At 39.0% G+C, this 22064-nt stretch carries 17 protein-coding genes; 5 read left to right on the forward strand and 12 right to left on the reverse strand.

Annotated features, from left to right (window positions below; genetic code table 11):
- Positions 1–161: 161 nt before the first annotated feature.
- From NXS00_RS14335 to NXS00_RS14355, 5 genes are all read right to left on the reverse strand, one after another.
- Positions 162–2618 carry a TonB-dependent receptor gene (locus NXS00_RS14335; RefSeq protein WP_258099907.1) on the reverse strand — a complete coding sequence of 819 codons (2457 nt, stop codon included), beginning with the start codon at positions 2616–2618 and terminating at the stop codon, positions 162–164.
- A 99-nt stretch (positions 2619–2717) separates the two neighbouring features.
- Positions 2718–3977: a sensor histidine kinase gene (locus tag NXS00_RS14340; RefSeq protein WP_258099908.1), complete on the reverse strand. Its 1260-nt coding sequence runs from the start codon at positions 3975–3977 to the stop codon at positions 2718–2720.
- A complete protein-coding gene (locus NXS00_RS14345; protein WP_258099909.1) occupies positions 3974–4654 on the reverse strand; it encodes a response regulator transcription factor in 681 nt (226 codons plus the stop codon). Before NXS00_RS14345 ends, NXS00_RS14340 begins: the two co-directional genes overlap by 4 nt.
- Before the next feature lie 43 nt (positions 4655–4697).
- Positions 4698–7085 (reverse strand): heavy metal translocating P-type ATPase, encoded by a 2388-nt coding sequence (locus tag NXS00_RS14350; RefSeq protein WP_258099910.1) that lies wholly within the window; start codon positions 7083–7085, stop codon positions 4698–4700.
- Positions 7085–7543: a universal stress protein gene (locus tag NXS00_RS14355; RefSeq protein ID WP_258099911.1), complete on the reverse strand. Its 459-nt coding sequence runs from the start codon at positions 7541–7543 to the stop codon at positions 7085–7087. The genes NXS00_RS14350 and NXS00_RS14355 overlap by 1 nt, the downstream gene beginning before the upstream one ends.
- A gap of 136 nt (positions 7544–7679) precedes the next feature.
- Here NXS00_RS14355 and NXS00_RS14360 point away from each other — a divergent pair, with 136 nt between their 5' ends.
- From NXS00_RS14360 to NXS00_RS14375, 4 genes are all read left to right on the forward strand, one after another.
- On the forward strand, positions 7680–8990 hold the full coding sequence (locus NXS00_RS14360) for a PAS domain-containing sensor histidine kinase (RefSeq protein ID WP_258099912.1): 1311 nt from the start codon (positions 7680–7682) through the stop codon (positions 8988–8990).
- Positions 8991–9005: 15 nt separating this feature from the next.
- Complete coding sequence (locus tag NXS00_RS14365) at positions 9006–10049, forward strand: response regulator (RefSeq protein WP_258099913.1); 1044 nt, start codon at positions 9006–9008, stop codon at positions 10047–10049.
- Positions 10050–10112: 63 nt separating this feature from the next.
- Entirely contained in the window at positions 10113–11459 is a 1347-nt protein-coding gene (gene hemN, locus NXS00_RS14370) for an oxygen-independent coproporphyrinogen III oxidase (RefSeq protein ID WP_258099914.1), read from the forward strand.
- 108 nt (positions 11460–11567) lie between these two features.
- Positions 11568–12176, forward strand: coding sequence for a YceI family protein (locus NXS00_RS14375; RefSeq protein WP_258099915.1), 609 nt, complete (start codon positions 11568–11570; stop codon positions 12174–12176).
- 55 nt (positions 12177–12231) lie between these two features.
- On the opposite strand, the gene NXS00_RS14380 is transcribed toward NXS00_RS14375, so the two are convergent.
- Positions 12232–13503, reverse strand: a complete 1272-nt coding sequence (locus tag NXS00_RS14380) for a hypothetical protein (protein ID WP_258099916.1) — start codon at positions 13501–13503, stop codon at positions 12232–12234.
- Positions 13504–13527: 24 nt separating this feature from the next.
- Positions 13528–14058 (reverse strand): YceI family protein, encoded by a 531-nt coding sequence (locus NXS00_RS14385; protein WP_258099917.1) that lies wholly within the window; start codon positions 14056–14058, stop codon positions 13528–13530.
- 166 nt (positions 14059–14224) lie between these two features.
- Between NXS00_RS14385 and NXS00_RS14390 the strand changes: the two genes are divergently transcribed.
- Positions 14225–15064, forward strand: coding sequence for a sulfurtransferase (locus tag NXS00_RS14390; protein ID WP_258099918.1), 840 nt, complete (start codon positions 14225–14227; stop codon positions 15062–15064).
- Positions 15065–15382: 318 nt separating this feature from the next.
- Here NXS00_RS14390 and NXS00_RS14395 read toward each other — a convergent pair whose 3' ends face one another.
- The 5 genes from NXS00_RS14395 to NXS00_RS14415 all read right to left on the reverse strand — a co-directional run bounded on the left by NXS00_RS14395 (position 15383) and on the right by NXS00_RS14415 (position 22038).
- Positions 15383–15751 (reverse strand): hypothetical protein, encoded by a 369-nt coding sequence (locus NXS00_RS14395; protein ID WP_258099919.1) that lies wholly within the window; start codon positions 15749–15751, stop codon positions 15383–15385.
- A 98-nt stretch (positions 15752–15849) separates the two neighbouring features.
- On the reverse strand, positions 15850–16479 hold the full coding sequence (locus NXS00_RS14400; protein WP_258099920.1) for a response regulator: 630 nt from the start codon (positions 16477–16479) through the stop codon (positions 15850–15852).
- Entirely contained in the window at positions 16466–18178 is a 1713-nt protein-coding gene (locus NXS00_RS14405) for an ATP-binding protein (RefSeq protein WP_258099921.1), read from the reverse strand. The genes NXS00_RS14400 and NXS00_RS14405 overlap by 14 nt, the downstream gene beginning before the upstream one ends.
- A gap of 15 nt (positions 18179–18193) precedes the next feature.
- A complete protein-coding gene (bioB, locus tag NXS00_RS14410) occupies positions 18194–19180 on the reverse strand; it encodes a biotin synthase BioB (RefSeq protein WP_258099922.1) in 987 nt (328 codons plus the stop codon).
- A 602-nt stretch (positions 19181–19782) separates the two neighbouring features.
- Positions 19783–22038 (reverse strand): tetratricopeptide repeat-containing hybrid sensor histidine kinase/response regulator, encoded by a 2256-nt coding sequence (locus tag NXS00_RS14415; RefSeq protein WP_258099923.1) that lies wholly within the window; start codon positions 22036–22038, stop codon positions 19783–19785.
- Positions 22039–22064 lie beyond the last annotated feature (26 nt).

Raw genomic sequence — 22064 nt, forward strand, 5'->3', positions numbered from 1 at the left:
ACCTAAAAGGTTTCTTTCACAATTGTAAATTATATATAATTTGGGAATGAATGGCTATAAAATAGAAAATCCGGCCTCCCAACTGAAGTCGGAAGTACCGGATAATCATCAATCTAACCAAACTAAACTAAAATGAAATATATCTTTTGATACCTTACTTCTTAAGGTTTGAAATCATCTCCTCCACCTTCATAACCATTCTCACCACGACCTCCTTCTTTGCGTTGATCTCTATCCGATTGATTCAATCGATAGTTCAATGTCAACACAAATTGTGGTCCTCTTCTCCATTGAAACTCTGACTCAGAAATATAGTTTGAAGTTTCTGTTTCAAATCGATATTTTCTGGAGTTAAACAAGTCTCTTACACTAAGTGCTAAAGAGCCTTTTTTGTTCCACAAATCTCGAGAAAAACCTAAATCCAATACGGTTATCGCTTCTCTTCTTCCTTGAGGACGATTTTCAGGTGCACGGTAATTCAAGTTTACCTGTGTTGTAAATAACTGTTTTATTTTAATATTGTTACTGATTCTCGTAGAAAAGGTTACTGTTTCAGCATAAAGGTCCTGGTCGTAAGCAAAACCTTCAGTGATTTGTCTGTAGAAATTAAAGTTTCCACTCAAACGATACCACTCAGTAAAATCCTGATTGGCGTTCACCTCGATTCCATAAGAATTCTGAACACCTAAATTCTCTGTGTAAGTGTAGGTAATGTTTCCATTTGCTCTAGGACTTACTCGCTGAATAGGGTCATCAGTATGACGATAATAGATACCGTAATAAATAGAAGAACTTTCAAAATTCTGCAAGTACCCAAACTCATAAGAGTCTGTAAATTCAGGTTGCAACTCTGGATTTCCAACTCGGAAACTTCGGTTATTTGTGAAAGAACTCAAAGGACTCAAGTCTCTATATCTTGGTCTATTGATTCTTCTACTATAGCTCAATTGAAACTGAGACAATCCCTTTGTTTTGTAAGTAAAAAAGGCACTTGGGAAGAAGTTCACATAATTGAAACGAATATCACTTGCTTCTGTAAGTTCACCACTGATATCTGTAACTTCTGATCGCAATCCTAATTGCCAGGAAATCTTCTCTAATTGATCACTAACGATTCCATAAAAGGCATGGACATTTTCGTTGTAGCTGAAGTCAAATGTGAAGGAATCAATTTCGGTAAATACCTCCCCATCTGTTGAGTTTTCAACGACATAATCGTTATATACTTGTCTTATAGTACTTCTGTACCCCAGTTCAACTTTCGCTTTTTCACCAAAAGGGCGCACATAATCCAGTTGAAGCATTAATTGATTCTCTCCCTGAACATTATCTACATATTGGAAAGTTGATTCTTCCACCTCACTAGGACTCGCGCCTAAAGTTTGGATGATATCAGAAACTTCATTTTCGTAATTATCTTGATATTGAATATTGGCAGTCAGCTGATGGTCTTTTCGTTGAAAATCTCTTACATAGTTTAATGAGTACTCCTGATTTCTATCTACCTCTTCTTCGGTGTCTTCTCTGAGCGTATACATCTGCAATTCTCTATCCGCATCGTAATCTAGAATCGTCAGGTCATTGTAATTGAGGTCATTTGAATAGCGATATAACATCGAAGCTGTCAACGTACTATTTTCACCCACGTTGAAGTCTGCTCCAAAACGTACGTTATTAGAAAAACCACCTCTAGATCGATCATAACTTTGATCCGAGAACGATGTATTGTCTCTCAGTGCATAGCTACCATCTGTTTGATAAACGGTATCCTGAAAAAAGAACTGCTGGTTGGTATAGCTAGTACCTGGAGCTCTTCTGTAATCAAATCCGTAATTCACGAAGAAATTCACCCAGTTCTTTCTGAAGTTCATGTTGATACCAGCACCATGATTGTGAGGATAACCTGTAGTAGCTTGAAAAGATCCATTCAAACCTTTTTGAGCGTCTTTTTTCAAGATTATATTAATGATACCTGCCTGACCTTCAGCATCATATCTTGCTGATGGATTGGTGATTACTTCTACACTTTCTATCAGATTACTTTGAAGCTGTCTCAGAGCATCACTGCTTGACATTCCTACTAAACCAGATGGCTTACCATTGATTAGAATCCTTACATTGGTACTTCCTCTCAGCTGTACATTACCCTCTACATCCACAGCTACGGAAGGTAAATTATCCAACATATCAGAAGCTGAACCTCCAAGATTACTCAGGTCCTTTCCTACGTTATATACTTTCTTATCAAGATTTAGCTGCATCTGAGTACGCTCTGCCTGAACTACTACTTCTTCCAACTCTGTATTAGATGGACTCATGTTGATAGTACCCAAGTCACGACTATTGCCAGATAACTCTACCGCTATTTCTTTCATTTCATATGTAACAAATTGAATTCTTGCTACATACTTTCCGTTTTCAACTTTAATCAGGAATTTACCATCCATATCTGTAACCGCACCTGTAATCAAGCTTGAATCAGATGCGTTTAATAAGCTGATGGTGGCGAAGGCCAGGGGCTCTTTGGTGGAGCTGTCCACGAGTTTACCAGTAACTGAGCTCTGGGCATGAGTCAGCACTGCTGTTAATAGCATTAGGATGGTTAATAATTGTTTCAAGGTTTTTTGAATTTTAAGCAAAGCTACAATCACAGTTTGAGTCAATTTTGTTGGAATTCTGAAGGAATTCTGAGGAAGAATTTCCCTTCACCGTTTAGCCTACCAACTGACTGTAAAACAATGTTGTTCGTCCGCTCGTGTATATTTTATGTCAAACTGATGCTCAGTGCAAATTCTTTTGACAATACTAAGCCCCAACCCTAGCGAATCCGGATTGTCAGATCCTTTTTTGAATCGATTGAAAATATCATTTGCGTCAACTTTCAGAGCTTCACCCGTATTTTTCACTTCTAGTTTATTAGGCATTAATCGAACATAGATTTCGCCTCCAGAATGGTTATGCCGTACAGCATTGTTTAATAAGTTGGTAACCAGTAATTCCAAAAGCACCAAATTACCAGCGACCTGAACGTCTGGGGATACTTCTGAGAACATCTTGATCTCTTTCAATTCCACCAATTCTTTGAAATCAAATAAGAATCGGCTAACCAACTTCGTCATATCAACAGAGCTAAAATCTGAGAACTCCTGATTCTCGATCTTGGTCAATAAGGAAAGTGAATTACCAAGTTTGCTCAATCTTTTAAGTGCATACAACGCTGACGAAATCAATTCCATTTGCTCTTCAGTTAGCTCATCGTTGCTTTCCATTAACAGCTCCAATTTACCCTGAGCGATAGACAAAGGCGTTTGAATCTCATGAGATGCATTCTCTGAAAACTCTTTAAGAGCCAGATAGTCTTTTCGGGCACCACGCATCATATTAATAATAAACTGGTTTAATTTCTTGAATTCTGAAGTAGAGGTGTTGGGAAAAAACTCTTCAAATTCGTGTTTCACAGAAAAATTTCTAATGATGTCCAATGTTTTCTGAAAAGGACCAAACACATAAAATGAGGCTATGAGACTCAAAACTAACGTGACAACAAAAAGTAGCAAATAAGTCTTCACCATAGACTCCTGAACAGCATCTTTGATATCATCCTCCTCGACTACCAGGTCATATAAGGTGATCTTGTAGTAGGCTTTATCATTGATCTTTTTAACAACATCAAGCTTGGAATGCGGCTCAATGCGTTGAAGGGTAATATGTGTTACCAGAGTATCAGAAAACATAGGTTCTGTTTCCTGAGCGGTACTATCTAGTGGCGTTATAATCAGTTTTTCTCTCCGAATCTCTTCAGTGGGCATTCTTCTTTCCAAATACCTAATTGCTGACTGAAGTCTTTCTTCTAGAAAATAGCGTTCTTCCAACGTAATCTCTCTGCTCATAGCATTGTAGGAGAACATAGCTCCTACAACAAAGACCAGAGAGGCAATAAGCATGAAGAAAAAAGTGATTTTAACAATCAGTTTCATGCTGACTTCTTGAATTTGTAGCCCACTCCATATACCGTGTGGATATAGTCATTACCACCAGCCTGAGTAATCTTCTTTCTAAGGTTTTTGATGTGCTGATATACGAAATCAAACGAATCTGCTGTATCCATATAATCTCCCCATAGATGCTCTGCTATAGACTGCTTCGTTAGCACACGATTTTGATTAAGAAGTAGGTATTGAAGCATTTCAAACTCCTTTCTAGTCAGGTCTAGGAGTGTTTCATTTATCTTCACTTCAAAGTTGTCGGTATTCAAGGCAATTTCCTCAAAGCGAACACTATTGTCTCCTTGCTGGTTTTTGCGTCTGAAAATTGCTTTCAAGCGTGCATTAAGCTCTGCCAGGTGGAACGGTTTAGGGAGATAATCATCTGCACCAAGGTTCAATCCTTGTATCTTATCATCTAAAGCATTCTTCGCTGAAATGATCAAAACACACAGATGAGGCCAGTTTTCTTTGATCGCCTTTAACAAATCCAACCCATTACCATCTGGCAACATTAGATCTAGCGCTACCAAATCATATTGATAAGCGTAAAGCTTCTCTACTGCCTGCTGATAGTTAGAGGCAACTTCACAGACATATCCTTCCTGGTTGAGGTAAGCACGGATGTTGGTACTCAGCTGCTCATGGTCTTCTACGACTAACAGTTTCATAGGCAGCTAAAGTAATTATGATTTCTGAAGGAATTTTGAACCGCTAATCTTTCTTAAACTTTAGTTTACCGAACAAGCTTACCGCTAGTGTAATAAAACCCACCACTGTAACGGAAGATAATGGCATCAAAATAGCTGAAACAACAGGAGTCAAGTTGCCTGTGATCGCAAAAGACAGCCCTACCACGTTATATCCAAATGAAATAATAAATGCAGCAATGACCACTTTCATCACCATTTTTGAAAACTGCATTACAGGATCTAGCTTCACGATGGAGTCAGCATCTATCAAGGCATCACAGGCTGGACTAAACTGATGCACATCTTCACATACAGCAAAGCCCACAGTAGCACTTTTCAAAGCACCAGCATCATTCAGTCCATCTCCAATCATTAAAGAGTTCGTAGATAATTCATTTACATAATTGAATTTATCAACTGGCTTTTGCTGAAAATGAAGTTGATCAAAATACGGCTCGAGATTAGTCTTCTCACTAGTATTATCTCCAGACAAAAGATGGAGTTTGAACTTCTTTCTTAAAGAATCTAAACTCTCAAAAACTCCGGAACGATAACCAGAATTGATTTTGAAGTATCCAACATACTGATCACCCAAAGCCAAATACACCTTAGAAGAAAGTGAAGTATGTTCCTCATCAACACCTATAAAGCTGGCAGAACCAATTTTAACTTCATACCCATTGATACATGCTACCAGTCCTTTTCCTATTTCTTCATGAAACTTATCAATTGGTAATTTCTGAACACTATCATCAAATTGTTTTGCTAGTAGCTTACTCAAAGGATGTGCAGAATTAGCGCAAGCTGTTTTAATGATTTGCTGATATTCCAAAGTCAGTGGAGATCCAACAAATTTGATTCCGTCAGAGTTGTTTTTGGTGAGCGTACCCGTTTTATCAAAGACCAATTCTTTGATGTCAGCTATTCGCTCTATAACAGATGCATTTTTTAAATAAATACCTTGGCGACCTAATATTCGCATTCCATGCCCCAACCCAAATGGTAAAGCCAGCGCCAATGCACAAGGACAGGCAACAATCAAAACAGCAGCAACTACATCCCACATAATTACTGGATTGGCGAAGTACCAATAAACTCCAGATCCTACAGCTAAGACAAGAATAATAACTGTAAAGTATTGACTTACCTTATCAATTAGATTCTCATATTTACGATCGCTTTGCTGATTACCATCATTCCAGATCTGAGTCAGCTCACTATTATCAACAGCCTTCTCCAGCATCAGATGCAATTGCCCACCTACCTGCCTCCCACCAGCAAACACCTTCTCACCTGCTCTTTTAGAGATAGGTTCCGCTTCTCCAGTCACAAAGCTGTAGTCGATATTCGCTTCTCCCTCAGTTATGATTGCATCGGCGGGTATTAACTCAAGATTGTGAACAACAATCTCATCTCCAGGTCGCAAATCCTGCAACATAACATAAGATTCTTTTCCATCCTTTACTATAAGAACTGAAACAGGGAAATAGGATTTATAGTCTCGTTCGAATGAAAGTGCCTGATAAGACTTATTCTGATACCACTTTCCTATTAATAAGAAGAATACCAACCCATTGAGTGAATCCACATATCCCGGACCAGCTGACATCACAATTTCATATGCACTTCTTCCAAAAAGAGTAAGAATCCCCAATGAAATTGGCACATCAATATTGAGATACTTATGAGTAATGCCAGCCCAGGCACTTTTGAAGTAATCTTGTGCAGCATAAAAAAACACAGGTAAAGCCAGAGCCAGGTTTAACCAGCCAAACAAGGCTTTGAACGTCTCCTCAACTTGAAATCCAGCATCCAGATATTCTGGAAGACTAATAAGCATACTGTTACCAAAACAGAAACCAGCAACAGCAATTTTCATTCCCAGTCCGTTGGATTGCTTTTTTGCCTTTGACTGATCAACACTTTCCAGATTGATCAATGGCGGATATCCCAGAGTCGCCAACATGATGGCTACTTCTTTAAGCGACATGTCATTTAGGAAAGAAACAGCGATCTCTTTCTTAATGAAATTAACTTCAGCTCTCAGAATTCTCGGATCAAGTTTTGGAAGATGCTCCAGTAAGTAGATACATGAACTACAGTGGATACCAGGAAGATAAAGTTTGACGACTGATTGCTTTTCATCATGAAAGCGATAGAGTCTGTTGGCTACTTCTACATTTTCGAGATATGCGAACTTTCGTTCTATGACTGATTGATCCTCTACCTTTCCGGCTTTGAGTTCGCCACTGGCATAATATTGTTGAAGATCACTTTGCTGAATTAATTCATAAACAGCCTGACACCCATGACAACAAAAATGATGCTCATCAAAAATAAGTTGTTCGGATTCACATGTGTCACCACAGTGGTAACACTGAACAGATGCTGCAGATTCTGTTTTTAGCATTACGCTACTAGCGTTTTGGCATTAATCAAATTGTTCGGTGCAATTAATACAGGAGTATGACAATTTGCGATGATTTCGGAGGTATGACTGCCTGGTCTGTTATCCACTCCATTACTATTTACTCCTATGATCACCAGATCGTAATCATTTTCTCGAATATGTTGGCATATTTCCTCGTGTACAGCGCCTCCTAAAATTACCGGATGGTATGTTACTTTGTATTGGCTATGCAAGTCCATACAAAAAGCGTCCATTTGCAGTTTAATTTCGTCGATTGCATCAAGATCACTCAAGTCCAACTCCCCTTTTCTACTATCAAACTTGGCACTTGAAGGAAAAACATGGAGAAGAGTAATCTCAGTGAAGCCCTCTTTTGCCATGCTAGAGCCTAAATGTACGGCGTTCCATGCGGCCGAAGAGAAGTCAGATGGAATAAGAATGTTTTTAAATGCCTGCATTTTTTCCTAATCTTATTCTGCAAAACTATTGTTAGTCGCACATTGGCACTCTGATGGCAGTCAGAGTAAAAACTGAAAAATGTCATACCCATAATTTTTCACTAGATTAGCGGGTAACAAAAAACTGATTTTTGTCATGGAATTGTCCAGTGAATATTTGATGTCACGGAGCGGACTGGAGCTCCTCAATAAGATTTTTTTAAGTGCAGGTGAAGGCATCATAATTGTCAACTCACAGGGTGAGATTGTTATGGCCAATAAGCGATCAGAAGAGCTTTTTGGCTACAATGAAGCAGAATTATTGGGAAAGGTAATAGAGAACCTAATTCCTAAGGAATATCATCACAAGCACGTAAAAGATCGTCAAGGATACGTTTCTCATCCTAAATCTCGCCCTATGGGGATTGGTAAGGATTTAGTAGGTCTAAAGAAAGATGGCACTACCTTCCCATTGGAAGTGAGTCTTAGTTTCATCATGCACCTAAACCAGAAACTTGTTGTTGCTTTCATCACTGATATCTCTACTCGAAAACAGCAAGAAGCCGCTCTGGCCGAAAGTAGAACGAAACTGGAGCAATATGCTCATGACCTGGAGACCAAAGTACGTGAACGAACTAAAGAATTGGAACACCTCAACCTGGGTCTTAAAAGTCAAATAAGAGAACGAAAACTTGCAGAAGCTGCTCTCAAAGAAAGTCTTGAAGAAGTCAAAAAAGCAGAAACGGAGATATTAAAAGCTCTGGAAAAAGAAAAAGAACTCAATGAATTGAAATCACGATTCATCTCCATGGCTAGTCACGAATTCAGAACGCCTCTTACCACTATCCTATCATCAGCTAACTTAATAGGAAGATATCCGGAAGGTGACGATCAAGAAAAACGAGTAAAGCATATTAATAGAGTTCGAAACTCTGTTCAGAACTTAACTAACATTCTGAATGACTTCCTGTCATTAGAAAAACTTGAAAGTGGAGCAATCTCTCTGAAGATAGTCCAGTTCTCACTTAAAGAAATTTATGACGAGATTATGGAGGCTATGGAACTGGCATTAAAGCATGGACAGGATATTAACTCAAGTTTCGATCCAGAACTAAACCAGATTATCTCTGACCAACATTTAATAAAAAATATTTGTCTAAATCTGCTATCAAATGCTATCAAATACTCACCTGAAAACTCGAATATTGAATTCAGCATTCGAGAAAGTGAAGACTCTGTCATAGAGATTAGAGTAAAAGACGAAGGAATTGGCATACCCAAAAAGGAACAAGACAAACTTTTCCAACGATTTTACAGAGCTGAGAATGCGACCAATATACAAGGCACAGGTCTCGGTTTAAATATAGTCAAGAGATACCTTGATTTGCTCAAAGGAGAAATCAGATTTACAAGCAAAGAAGGCCTCGGCACGGAGTTTATTGTTAATTTTCCGTATCGAAAACCATAACTTTAAAGCAGCTTCATGAAGAAAAAGGTCCTTATAATAGAAGATCAACCAGAGGTTAGAGAAAATATTGCAGAATTATTAGAGTTATCCAACTATAACCCCATCACAGCTGAGAATGGTAAAATTGGTGTTAAAAAAGCTCTTCAAGAACAACCCGACATAATTCTTTGTGATATTATGATGCCTGAAATGGACGGTTATGAGGTTCTTTATTTGATAAGTAAGCGTCCAGAAATAGCCTCTACGCCTTTTATTTTCCTTACGGCCAAGTCTGAGAAAGCAGATTTCAGAAAAGGGATGAACATGGGAGCTGACGACTATATCACTAAGCCATTTGAAGAAATGGAGCTACTTGGCGCTATAGAAAGAAGGTTAAATAAATACGAAAAACTATCAACCAAAGATGAGCTTTCGGAGTTTGTAAAACAAGCTAAAAGCTATGCTGAGCTTGAAGACCTGGAAAACACCAGCAAAACAAGAAACTTTAAGAAGAAAGACATCTTGTATCGTCAAGGTGATTTTGCTTCTTACGCCTATAAAATCAAAACAGGTAAAGTAAAGATTTACCAAATCAATCAAGACGGTAAAGAATTTATCATCGACATTCTTACAGAAGGACAGTTCCTCGGTGAGAATGCTTTGATTCAAGATACAGATCGTACAGAATTCGCTCAAGCTCTTGAGGACACTGAAGTAATCATGATTCCTCGTAAAGAGTTTCAAGATCTGATCTTTCAAAACAGAGAAGTGTCTGGTAAATTCATCAAAATGCTATCTAAAAACCTCCTGGAAAAAGAAAGCAGCCTAATGGAAATGGCCTATGACACGGTGAGAAAAAGAACTGCAGATGCTTTAATGAAGCTTTATGGCACTTATAGTGAAAGTACCGGTGCCACAAAATTTGAAGTCTCCAGAGCTGACCTTGCCAGCATGGTAGGTACCGCTACTGAGTCTGTGATACGAATGCTTTCTGAATTCAAAAAAGATGGTTACATCAAGATTGAAGGAAGTACAATCCATGTATTAGACGCTGAAAAACTTGGAAGCATTCGCTTTTAAAAGTCAAGAAGCAGACTGATTATTGTCATGAGCTGATCCTAAGATTGGGGGTTCCTTTGTGTCATGGAAAACCTGATCAAAAAATACAACGTTCCTGGACCAAGATACACCAGCTATCCTACTGTGCCCTTTTGGGAAACTGAAAGACATACAGAAAGAGACTGGCGCCAATCTGTCAAGGACGGGTTTTGGAGAAGTGGGAAAGAAATCAGTCTGTATATCCATTTACCTTTTTGCGAAAGCCTTTGCACCTATTGTGGTTGCACCACGCGAATCACTAAAAATCATAGTGTAGAAGGTAGATATATAAGCTATCTACTTAAGGAATGGAATATCTATGTCAGTACATTTGGTGCCAGACCAATTGTAAAGGAAATCCACCTAGGTGGAGGAACGCCAACATTCTTTTCTCCTGAAAACCTGGAGTTTTTGATCAATGGAATTCTGGAAAACAGTACATTGGCTGACAACTACGAATTTGGGTTTGAAGGTCATCCAGGCAATACTACAGAGGCACATTTAAAAGCACTATCCAGACTCGGCTTTAAAAGAGTGAGCTTTGGCATTCAGGACTTTGATCCAGAAGTTCAAAAGACCATCAACAGAAAACAAACCTTTGAGCAAGTCAAAGAGGTTACCAACCTGGCTAGAAAATACGGATTTACTAGTATCAACTTTGATTTGATCTATGGACTTCCAAAACAAACAACTCGAAGTGTAGCCAAGACTATTGAGCAAACCATACATCTGAACCCTTCGCGAATTGCATTCTATGGATATGCACATGTGCCCTGGGTGAAAGCTGCACAAAAATCTTTTGAAAAGTTTTTGCCTCTTCCTGAGGACAGAGCCTCGATGTATCAACTAGGCAAGCGCATGCTTACCGATGCTGGATATAGGGATATAGGAATGGATCACTTTGCTCTTAACCAAGATAAGTTGTACCAGGCTTTTGATCAGGGACAATTACATAGAAACTTTATGGGGTATACTACTCAAGATACTGATCTCTTGATTGGACTGGGAATGAGTTCGATAAGTGATAGCTGGACAGCCTTCAGCCAAAATGAAAAGCTCATTTCCAATTACTATGAACGCCTTGATAAGGATGAACTCCCAATTACCAAAGGACATCAACTTACAATTGAAGACTTAAAAATCAGACGGCATATACTTAACCTAATGTGCAAATTTGCAACCAATTGGTCTTCTGAAGAGCTATTAGAAATAGGCATTGGTTTCAATGTTGAGTTGCTGAATAACTTAAGCAATGATGGACTGATCTATTGGGATGAATTTGGCATAGAGATACTCGATGCTGGTAGACCATTTATTAGAAATATCTGCATGGCTTTGGATTCCAGACTTTGGAATGCTCAAAAGTTCTCCAGATTTAGCCAGACAGTTTAAAATATTTTTGCTTTCTTGTACATATTTAAGGCTTGCCAAACAATTGGCAAGCCTTTTTCACTTGTTACTTATAGCTATTTTTGGCACAAGAGTTGTTGATTATCATTTATGAAGCAAACCATCCTTACCAGTTTTTTCACCCTTGTTTCACTCTTAGCTTTTAGTCAATCAACCAAAAGAAACCATGAGGTCACGGTTACTTCAAGTAAGTTCACAATCGAAGGATCTACGAATGTCAATCAGTTTAAATGTTCGTTGGAAGAGTACCTACCATCAGACACCTTAGCAATCAAAAGCACCTGGAATAATAAACGGATTTCCTTCGAAAACTTGATCCTGACCTACCCTGTTTCATCCTTTGACTGTGGTATTGCCGCAATGAATCAAGACATGCAAAGCTTGCTGAAGAGCGAGGATTATCCCACAATGATTTTGCATATTGAGGACATTGACTTAAAGAATAAACAAGAAGCTATTGAAACCTTGTACGTGAGTTCAAAAGTGAAGCTAACAATAGCTAATGTAACACGGGAGGTTTCAATCAAAGATGGGATAGTCACAAATCACTCAGAGAGTTCTTTGACCTTTTCTGGAACAGTGGACATCAATATGAAAGATTTCCAGATGGAGCCACCGGTGAAATTCTGGGGAATGGTGCAGGTAAACGAAAAACTCACAGTCCGATTTGCTGTGAGAATGGAAGTAAAGAATTTATAAAATAAAAAGAAGCCGTCCGCCTAAAGGCGAACGACCTCTCAACTAAACAGGACCGTTAGAATCCGATGGTAGCCTCTAGAACTATACCATCAAACTGACCATCCTGAAAATCTGTACCATTCCAACCATCTCCATCATATGCTTGCTTCACGTATTCAAGTTTGGCTAGTACATTTTTGGTTAGGAACCAACCTCCACCTATGTTCAATCTGTTGATTTTCTTAGTTGCAGCTCCGTCGATATCTTCACCACTTACCGCATTGTATCTTCCACCCAGATAGATATTCTCTTCAGCTCCGAATCTGTAGATTACTTCGGCACCAGTTTGAGTGTAAGCACCTCCTACTTCATCGTTTCCATTACTTGCATTTTCAAATACTCCGAAGAATTCAAGTCCCTGGAATTTCACAAATGGAGTGATCTGGAAAGAGTTGATATAGCCACCTACTGGTGCGTAGTTAAAGCCTGGGTTGAATCGACCAGTTCTGAAATCAGAGCTACTGTAAGTCAACACGTTGTAGTATCTAGCACCTGCTCTGTCTCCAGCATACAAGTCATTTCTAGTACTTTGATCGCTCACAGTCAAGAAAGACCCTGTTAATCTAACTCTCAGATCATCGTTGATTTGCTTATCGTAACCAAGTTTACCGAAGAACACAAATCCTTTATCAGGGTTGTTCAGCACATTTTGATTTAATCGACCGTTAGTAATACCTACCACCGCTAGCAAACCATTGTTTTGAACTGTTACTTCTGCAAAGGGTTCTGTAGAAAATGCATCCATGATGTAGTTACCTACAAATGGGTTGTAGATTGCACGAGCGTTATCAGATCTTCTAAAGTGTGTGTCACCATAGTTGAATTCATCCATACCTACTCTAATCGTTGTATAATTCATCAGGCCACTTAAGAAACCAGGTTTGATGAAATCGAGCTTGTCCATTTGAATGTATCCACCTTTCACATAAGCTTCTGTGTGGTGACGAGAAGATAGATAAGTTCTCAAGTGCATTCTCAAACCATCGGCTAGCTGAACGTCAAGATTTAAGTTAGCTGTTGGCAAATTGAAGTTGTTTCCGATATCTGGAAGCGTGTCACCAGCGTTGGTATGACTTAGGCCCTGGAATTGCAAAGCAAAATCACCTCCAACCCATACTTTTAGACCATCAAACTCAACATCGTTTTCCTTTGACGTTTCAAATACATTCAGGCCATCTTTATTATTACTTCTAAAGTACTGTAAACCTGTTTGTTGCGCGAAGAGCACTGTAGTAGTTAGCATCGCTAACACCACCAATATAAGAGATTTTGGATTTAACGTTTTCATAATTGTTAGCTTGTTTATAGTGTATTAGTTGAGAATAAAATTGTATTCGATTGATACTTCGTCACCTGTAGTTAAGGTTCCGAACATTGCCGTAGGTGGTTCTATACCAAACTCAGACATTACCAGGCTTACCTGACCGGAGACTTGTAATAACCCGTCTTGAAGTTCTTTGGTAATTGCAGTGAATGGGACTTCTTTGGTTTTACCTATAAGACTCAATGTGCCTTTACCATTGATTTTGCCATCCGTGATAGTTAGCTGACTTGCCTTGAAAGTGATATTTGGATATTCTTTAGCTTCTAGCGCGTCATAGGTCTTGTCATCCATGATAGACTTGCCACTCTTGATTGATTTAGAAATTACGGTTACTTGTAGGTTATTGATGGTTTGACCATTCAACGCTCCTTTCACAGTATATTCATTGATCACACTCTCCCAGTCATGTACTGTAGATGTGCCCTTTACTAAAAACTCACTCTTTGATGTATTAGCTTCAAAGGTTCCTTGTCCTGCAATTAGTCCCCATAAAAGGACTGTGGTGATAATCGCCTTCATTGTTGATTCTCTGTTTAGTTGATGATGCAAACATAGAGGGGCGATCAAGGCTGTGGTATGACGGATATAGCCATGATAGCTGAACCTAATCAGGAAATAATTTGACCAATCGCAACTCTGCAAATGATGAATGTCATATTGCTTATATTAGCTGAAAACAGCCCATATGAATCCTCTGATAGAAGTAACTGAACTACAAGAGATTGCAGATCCTAACCTTATAATCATCGACGCATCTGGTTCACCCGTTGCAAAAACATCTTTCGAAGAGGAGCATATTCCTGGAGCAATTTTTATGAGTCTAAATGAAGACTTATCAGCAATTGATGATCCTGCAAAAGGAGGAAGACACCCATTACCTCATCCTGAGAAGTTTGGAAAGACGCTATCTCGATTTGGCATATCCATTCACAGCCATGTCGTAGCTTATGATCACCTGGGTGGTGGTAACGCAGCTGCAAGACTTTGGTGGATGCTCAAAGCTCAAGGGCATAAACGAGTTCAGGTGTTAAATGGAGGTTTTCAGTCATGGAAGGCAGCTGGAAATACGATCTTAAGTGGGCTATCTAAACCTAGAAGTATAGAAACTCCATACCCAACAGGTGATTGGCAATTAGGTATAATAGATTTAAAAGATGTTATACAGGCAAGCTCAGACTCCTCAAAGATTATCATTGACGTACGAGAAGGTTTTAGATATGATGGAGAAAGTGAACCAATTGATTTGGTGGCAGGCCACATTCCAAATGCAATCAATATGTTCTTCAAAAATAACTTAACCGAAAATGGCTCCTTTAAATCGGCAGAAGAACTAAAAGAACTTTATCATCCGATTACTGCTAAACTTAAAAAAAATGAAGTAATTGTACACTGTGGCTCAGGAGTTACTGCTTGTCATTCGATCCTGGCACTGGCTCACGCAGGATTACCTCTACCACTGTTATACGTAGGATCCTGGAGTGAGTGGTCCAGAAATAACCTTCCAATCACAAGTCTGCATTCCTAAATTGAATGCGAAGAGGATCTGTATGTCCATGACCAAGAATAGAATTTGAACAAGACGCTTTTGATTGGAATAGCGAGTGCCTGTTAGGGACTTGTTTGATACTCCTGCCTGGGTGTATTTTGATAAGGTCCCTGACAAAACATCTTCGTATTCAATCAACAGTATAGCCGTGAGTGAATTGGGCATTTGGCACCTTCCCTCTTTTGGAGATGTTTACGAACATAAGTTCTATAAGAAATGACAAAAGAAAAGCCCGAATGCTTGGCACCCGGGCTTCTTGTGAATGATCACCACTCACGACCTATTGATGTTATTTAATTATTTACTGCCAGTCATACCTCCGCCATCATCAGCTTTGCGTACTTTCTTATCCTTGGCATACATGGAATCATTTCTCTCATCAACCCATGGCTTTCTATTCTTATACTCCGGCCCTTTTAATTGTTCTTCTTGAGTACCAAGAGTTACCAATACTTTTTTACCAGACTTTCTCTCTAAAGGAGTTGCATTCTTTGCTTCTGGACCTTTAAGAGTCTCTCCTGATTTGGTAAAAACCTGAGTTTTTTCCACTGGATTTTTCCATGGTTTTCTATTTTTATATTCAGGACCTTTTAGTTTGCCAGTCTGCGCAACTGCACCGAAAGAAACCATAAGTCCGAGGGTTAATGCTATTGCTAAATTTTTCATGACGTTTATTGGTTTTGTTACATACAAATTAACGCCATATACCCCCTCGAGTAATTCCAAAAAAAATGGTAAAATGTACTCCGTATTTTTACGGATGCCTAGATGAGATTCAATTTGACCGCTTTCTTGATCAGCTCTGCGGTATTCTGAACATTGAGTTTTTTCATCATATTGACACGATGTGTTTCAACCGTCCTGGAGCTAACGAACAATTCATCGGCTATTTCTTTCGTTGTTTTACCATCAGAAACCAACTGAAGCACTTGTAACTCACGCTCTGATAGCTGCTGAGGATCATCTCCTTCTAACGACATATTTCCTACCATGAGTTGAGAAATCTCACTATTAAAATATTTCCTTCCAAAGGACGCTTCTTTAACGGCCTTCGTGAGTTCCTCTTTGTCAGCATTTTTCAATAAGTAGCCAAAAGCACCACTACGAGCTGCTTTTACCACATACTGACCATCAGCATGCATAGTTAAGACAACAAAACGAATGGTTGGAAATTTCTTTTTACACTGCTTGATAGCTGATATTCCATCACCTCCAGGCATGGTCACATCAATTAAAACAACTTCAGGCAAAGTTGACTCAAAAAATGAAAGCATGGACTCCACTGAATCAGCTTCGCCGATCACTTCTATGTCTGAATTACTTGAAAAGATGGAGCGTATTCCTTCACGAAACAGCTGATGATCATCCACAACTAATACTCTAATCTTGCTCATTTATTGGTATCTCTACTTCTATTGTCGTTCCTTGTTTGCTGGTTGTTAACTCAAAAATACCTCTTTCTATATTTACTCTCTCTCGCATATTGCGAATACCATTTCCATTATGCACCTCTTCTGGGTCAAATCCAGTTCCATTATCCTTGATAAACAAACTAATACGATCATCAAACTCTGTCAGTGACACCTTTAGATCTGCTGCACCCGAATGTTTGAGCACGTTGTTGATTGCTTCCTGGGCAATACGGAACAAGGTTATTTCAATTTGGCTCGGAATTTCTAATGATTCATTGCGATCATATTGATATGTTACTTTGATCTCTTCATTTTTCAACTGTTTGATCACGTTACGAATCGCTTCTCCAGCACCAAAGTCCATCAAAACACTTGGCATTAGGTTATTAGATATCCTTCTCATCTCATTAATGGTACCATCCAGCATGTTTAATAACTCATGCTTTGAGTTGGTATCTATAGTGGAAGACTCAATTTTTAACCGAAGCAATGTCAACAGCGGTCCTAGTCCATCATGAAGTTCCTTTGACAAACGTGATCTTTCCTTTTCCTCTCCAGATATTAGAGACTTTTGATTGGCTCGTTTGAGTTTCTCTTCATTAACCTGATAAGCTCTCAAACGATCTTTCATCTCTATTAAAGATGCTCCCAGCTTATCTTCATTACTAAGTAACTGGTATTCAGCATCAAAATCACCCTGACCAATTCTATCAGCGAACCCAACAGTCTGATCCATGGCTTTTACTAGCCCATTGAGCGCCTGAAACATTTGCCCCAGTTCATCATTACCTATATTGTTTTTGTTGACAGGATTAAAAACTCCTTTTGCCATACTAGCTAAATGCTGCTTTGCCTTCAACACTGGACTAACTAGCTGTGTGGACAATTCATAGCTGACAGCAAAAATGGCCACTAGAATGATTATAAGTACGACTATTAAGTTCTGCCTTAAACTACTCAAAGGAAACAAAGCCTCTTGCTCATCAATTTCTGAAATGATGACCCAACTCAATTCAGAGTCAACCAAAAGCTCATATACACTAAAAACTTTCACCCCACGGTAATCATCAATGATGTTCTTACCCGTTTCACCTTCTAAAGCGTCTCTAACCGACCTGGTATTTACTAATATCTCCTGAGGATTTTGATTAGGAAAAAAGCGCGAACTGGTTCGCATGCGCTTATCGCTTCCAACTAAGTAAGACTCTCCTGTTTCACCTAAACCTGTTCGTTCTATGAGGATACTCTGTAAATTAGGCCTAACAATGGCCACGTCGCATCCTTCAGATTCGCGAATCTGCAAACTGATCGTCAATCGACCATAAGGATCATGAGTTGATATATCTTCAATAGCCACAGATTCACTGTCCTTAAACCGAATGGGGAAACCGTGAATAATAGTGTCTTTGGAGATGTGACCATGGAATAACACTTCTCCGTATTGCTCACGGAGCTTCAGGTCATTTCTTTCAATAAAGCTTTCTTCAATACCTTGAAGTCGCTGCCTGATTTGTGATACTTTGAGTTGCTTAACAGAGCTAAGCTGAAGGAAAACGCGCTCTTTGAGGGCAGCTTGAAATTGATAGTAATAGAGGGTGGTGATCGCAAAAACGATGGCCATGGCGAAGATCATCATCACCAGGGCCAACTTGTTGCGTATTTTGATATCTATGAATCTCATCCTACAGTAGGATGATTAAGCCATATTAAATTTCTCAGCCGCAGCTCCTTTGAATGATTCACGAGGCTTCAAATTAAGTGTCATGAACATTTCCTTATCCTGATCTACTTCAGGATTTGGTGTAGTTAACAATTCATCACCAGCAAATATGGAGTTAGCTCCGGCTAGGAAACACAATGCTTGCTCTTCTAATGTCATTGAAACTCGTCCGGCTGATAGTCTTACTTGTGCTCTTGGCATGATAATTCTAGCAGTTGCAATCATTCGCACCATATCCCAAACAGAAACACGTGGCTGCTTCTCCAATGGTGTTCCCGGTACTGGTACAAGAGCATTTACAGGTACAGACTCTGGATGCTCTTCCATCGTTGCCAATGTGTGAAGCATTCCAATTCGGTCTTCATTGGTTTCACCAAGTCCTATGATTCCGCCAGAACAAACAGAGATATCTGCTTTTCTCAAGTTATCAATGGTATCTAAACGGTCATCGTACGTCCTGGTTGTAATGATTTCTTCGTAGTGATCCTCTGACGTATCCAAATTGTGATTGTATGCATACAATCCTGCATCCTTCAGTTTTTTAGCTTGATCTTGGTTGAGCATGCCTAGCGTACAACACACTTCCATTCCAAGAGCATTAACTCCTTTTACCATATCCAGGACTTTATCAAAGTCTCTATTATCTCTTACCTCTCTCCAGGCAGCCCCCATACAGAATCGCGTGCTACCATTCTCCTGAGCATTTCTTGCCTTTTCCAACACAAAATCCACATCTAACAATTTGTGAACTTTTACATCCGTATGGTATCTAGCTGCTTGTGGACAGTAAGAACAATCTTCAGAGCACCCGCCAGTCTTGATAGACAACAAGGTACAAACCTGAACTTCATTAGGGTCATTGTATGCTCTATGAACAGTAGCTGCTTCATAGATCAATTCCATCACAGGCTTATCAAATATCTCCTTGATTTCTTCTTTCGTCCAGTCGTTTCTTATTTCCATGTTATTCAGGTCAATTTGTAACTAGATGCTAAACTAATAAAGAAACCACAGGTCATTAATGAGCAATCACTATTAATTCTTTGACAACCACAAAAAAGCAAAGCTCAGGATTTAATTATCACCCAGAGCTCCGGCCAATGCAAAATTTATTGACATTTCGGGTTTTCCCTCCATATCATATCTGCATGCTGATCGAATGACAAATACAAACACTCCACCTGCTGTAGCTTTGGTGTTAGTTGAAATGATACTTATCTATCGTTTGATGAATCAACAATGTCTAAAAATTGCGAATTCGATTAATTACCATCTGAGTAAATGAAAACCTTACTGACACAACCTACTTCAAAATTTCAAAGTCAAAAAATCCAACGAATAAATGCTCGGGGCTTCAATAATCTTAATTGCTAAAAATTGGTTCTGAGTTTATTCAACTTCAATAATGTCGAATAAGTACAAAGTCCAATTTCATGTCAAAAAGACATTCAATATAGAAGTCAGTTAGATATGACTATTAATTGAACGTCGCAAATTATTAGATAAAAGAAGATTCTCATGAATTTGCATCCACACCAACAGAAAACGTCCTCCAAGTAAAAGCTTTAAATAGAAGCCAAAGCCTCATAAAGCTTATCTTGCTCTATTGGCTTTAAAAGAAATCCATCAAAAAGCGTAGAGAATGATTCTTGACCTGCCATAACATCAGCCGTCAGCGCAAAAATTGGTGTATTTTGATTTGGATTAGATGTTGTACGAATCCTTTGCGCTGCTTCAAAGCCATCCATCTGAGGCATATGGATGTCCATGAGAATACAATCATAGGTCTGTTCTCCAGCCAAACGAACCACTTCCTCTCCATTGGTCGCGTGATCACTGCTTAATCCCCATTTGCCGAGTAGTTTTAGAGACACCATCGCATTGATCATGTTGTCTTCTGCTAGCAAAATGGATTTATTGAGTATTTCTGGTTTAAGAGCTACCGCTTTTTTCTCTTCTGACTCTGTTCTGGTCAGCTCTATTTCAAAATAGAATCGAGATCCTTCACCCACTGTACTATCGACCAAAATGTCACTTCCGTGCAACTCAATGATTTTCTTCACAATAGCGAGACCTAATCCTGAACCTCCATGCTTTTTAGTCTTATGGGAATCAGGCTGTGAAAAACTTTCAAACAAATGATCTACAAATTCTTCAGGCACTCCACTTCCTGTATCGGTAACTGAAAACAAAATCTTGTCACGAGTGTCATTTTGAAGAATTAGTTCAGCTTCCATTTTTACAAATCCCTCGTCTGTAAACTTTATGGCATTACTGACCAGATTACCCAACACTTGAGTAATACGTGTCTCATCCATTAAGTAACTATCTGACAATCCTCCTTTCAAGCTGAGATTAAGCTCAATTTTCTTATCCACAGCCAGACTCATGTAGGTATCTCGAATATTCTCCAGCAAGCTACACAGCTTTACAGGGGCAGATTCTAGTTTCAGCTTTCCTGCATCCAGTTTATTGAAATCAAGTATATCATTGATGATCCGCAGAAGGTTATTGGAGGAGAATTGAAGCGAATTGAGTAGGTTCACCTGATCTTCTCTGGCTGTTTCCTGGAGGAATGAAGTAATGGTAGTCACAGCATTAAGGGGGGTTCTTATTTCATGACTCATCGTTGATAGGAAATCCTGCTTCATCTTGGAGGTTTGCTCGGCTTTATTCTTCTTATCAAGAATCTCAGCCTTTTCCCGATCCATCTCAGCTTCCTTTTCCATGCGCTCCATTGTGGCGATAGCCTCATAACTATTAACCACACGCTGAGTCTGATGGTCAATTAACGTTTCCTTTTCCTTCATGTAAGCCTCTATGAACTTCAGAGCAGAAGGCAAGTCATTTCGTTTCTTGTAAATCTGATAAAGCAAGTAATTGCTCTTCGACTTAATGGCTACAAAATTATTGAAGCTAGCAAAGTTTAAAGCACCTCGTAGAGCTTCTATAGCTTCATCATGCTCATCTGACTCATAATAGAGTACTCCTAGTTTATGATAACACATACCAAGCCCCCAAAGCTCTCCATTCATCCGATGCAAGCGAATAGCTTCTAAAAAAGCCTCCTCAGCCTGACGATGCATTTTCTTCTTCGTATAGACTTTGCCCTTTCCATACAGTGAAAATGCCATCCCTTTTTTATCTCTGACCGCATTTTTCATGGTCATTGCTTTGTCCAGAAGCAAATCAGCTTTGTCTACCTTACCTTGATTCAAATAGATTCCAGATAAAGGATTGTAAGCATCTGACTCCAATACTAAATCTCCCACCTTTTGAGCAGCAACTATCGATCTTTCGTATGCTACAATAGCATTTTTATCATCACCAAAATGCTCATAGATAGCTCCTATCGATTGTTGGACTTTTGCTTGATTGTAGTAATCTTCAAATTTTTTATAGATCTCCAAACAATCCAAAAAGTAGATTAATCCAAGATGATAATTATCAGATTGATGGTATATTCTGCCCAGACTGAACTTGGCATGAGCAACTTGATAGTCATCTCTTAAAACCTGGTAGGTACCTATTACTTCTCTCCCAACATTTATAGCCCTACTGGAATAACCAGCCACAATAAACCGATCTCTTAGTTTGGCCTTAGTTATCGCCATAAGACCAGCATCATCCGTTTTTATACTTTGTGTAAGTGCTTTCTTAGCATACTTCACCCCATCTTCTAGATCATCATGATCCAGATCGGCTTTGGACACCAGGTCAAAAACCTTTTGGGCTTGGAGGAGATTGGTGGAATACATCAGTTGGTTGACGAAAAAGTTATTTTCGGATTCGAAAAATACGAAAAATTCAATTGAAATCATCAACTATTGACTGAATGTTAAACAAA

This window comes from Marinoscillum pacificum (assembly GCF_024714495.1).
Lineage (GTDB): Bacteria > Bacteroidota > Bacteroidia > Cytophagales > Cyclobacteriaceae > Marinoscillum > Marinoscillum pacificum.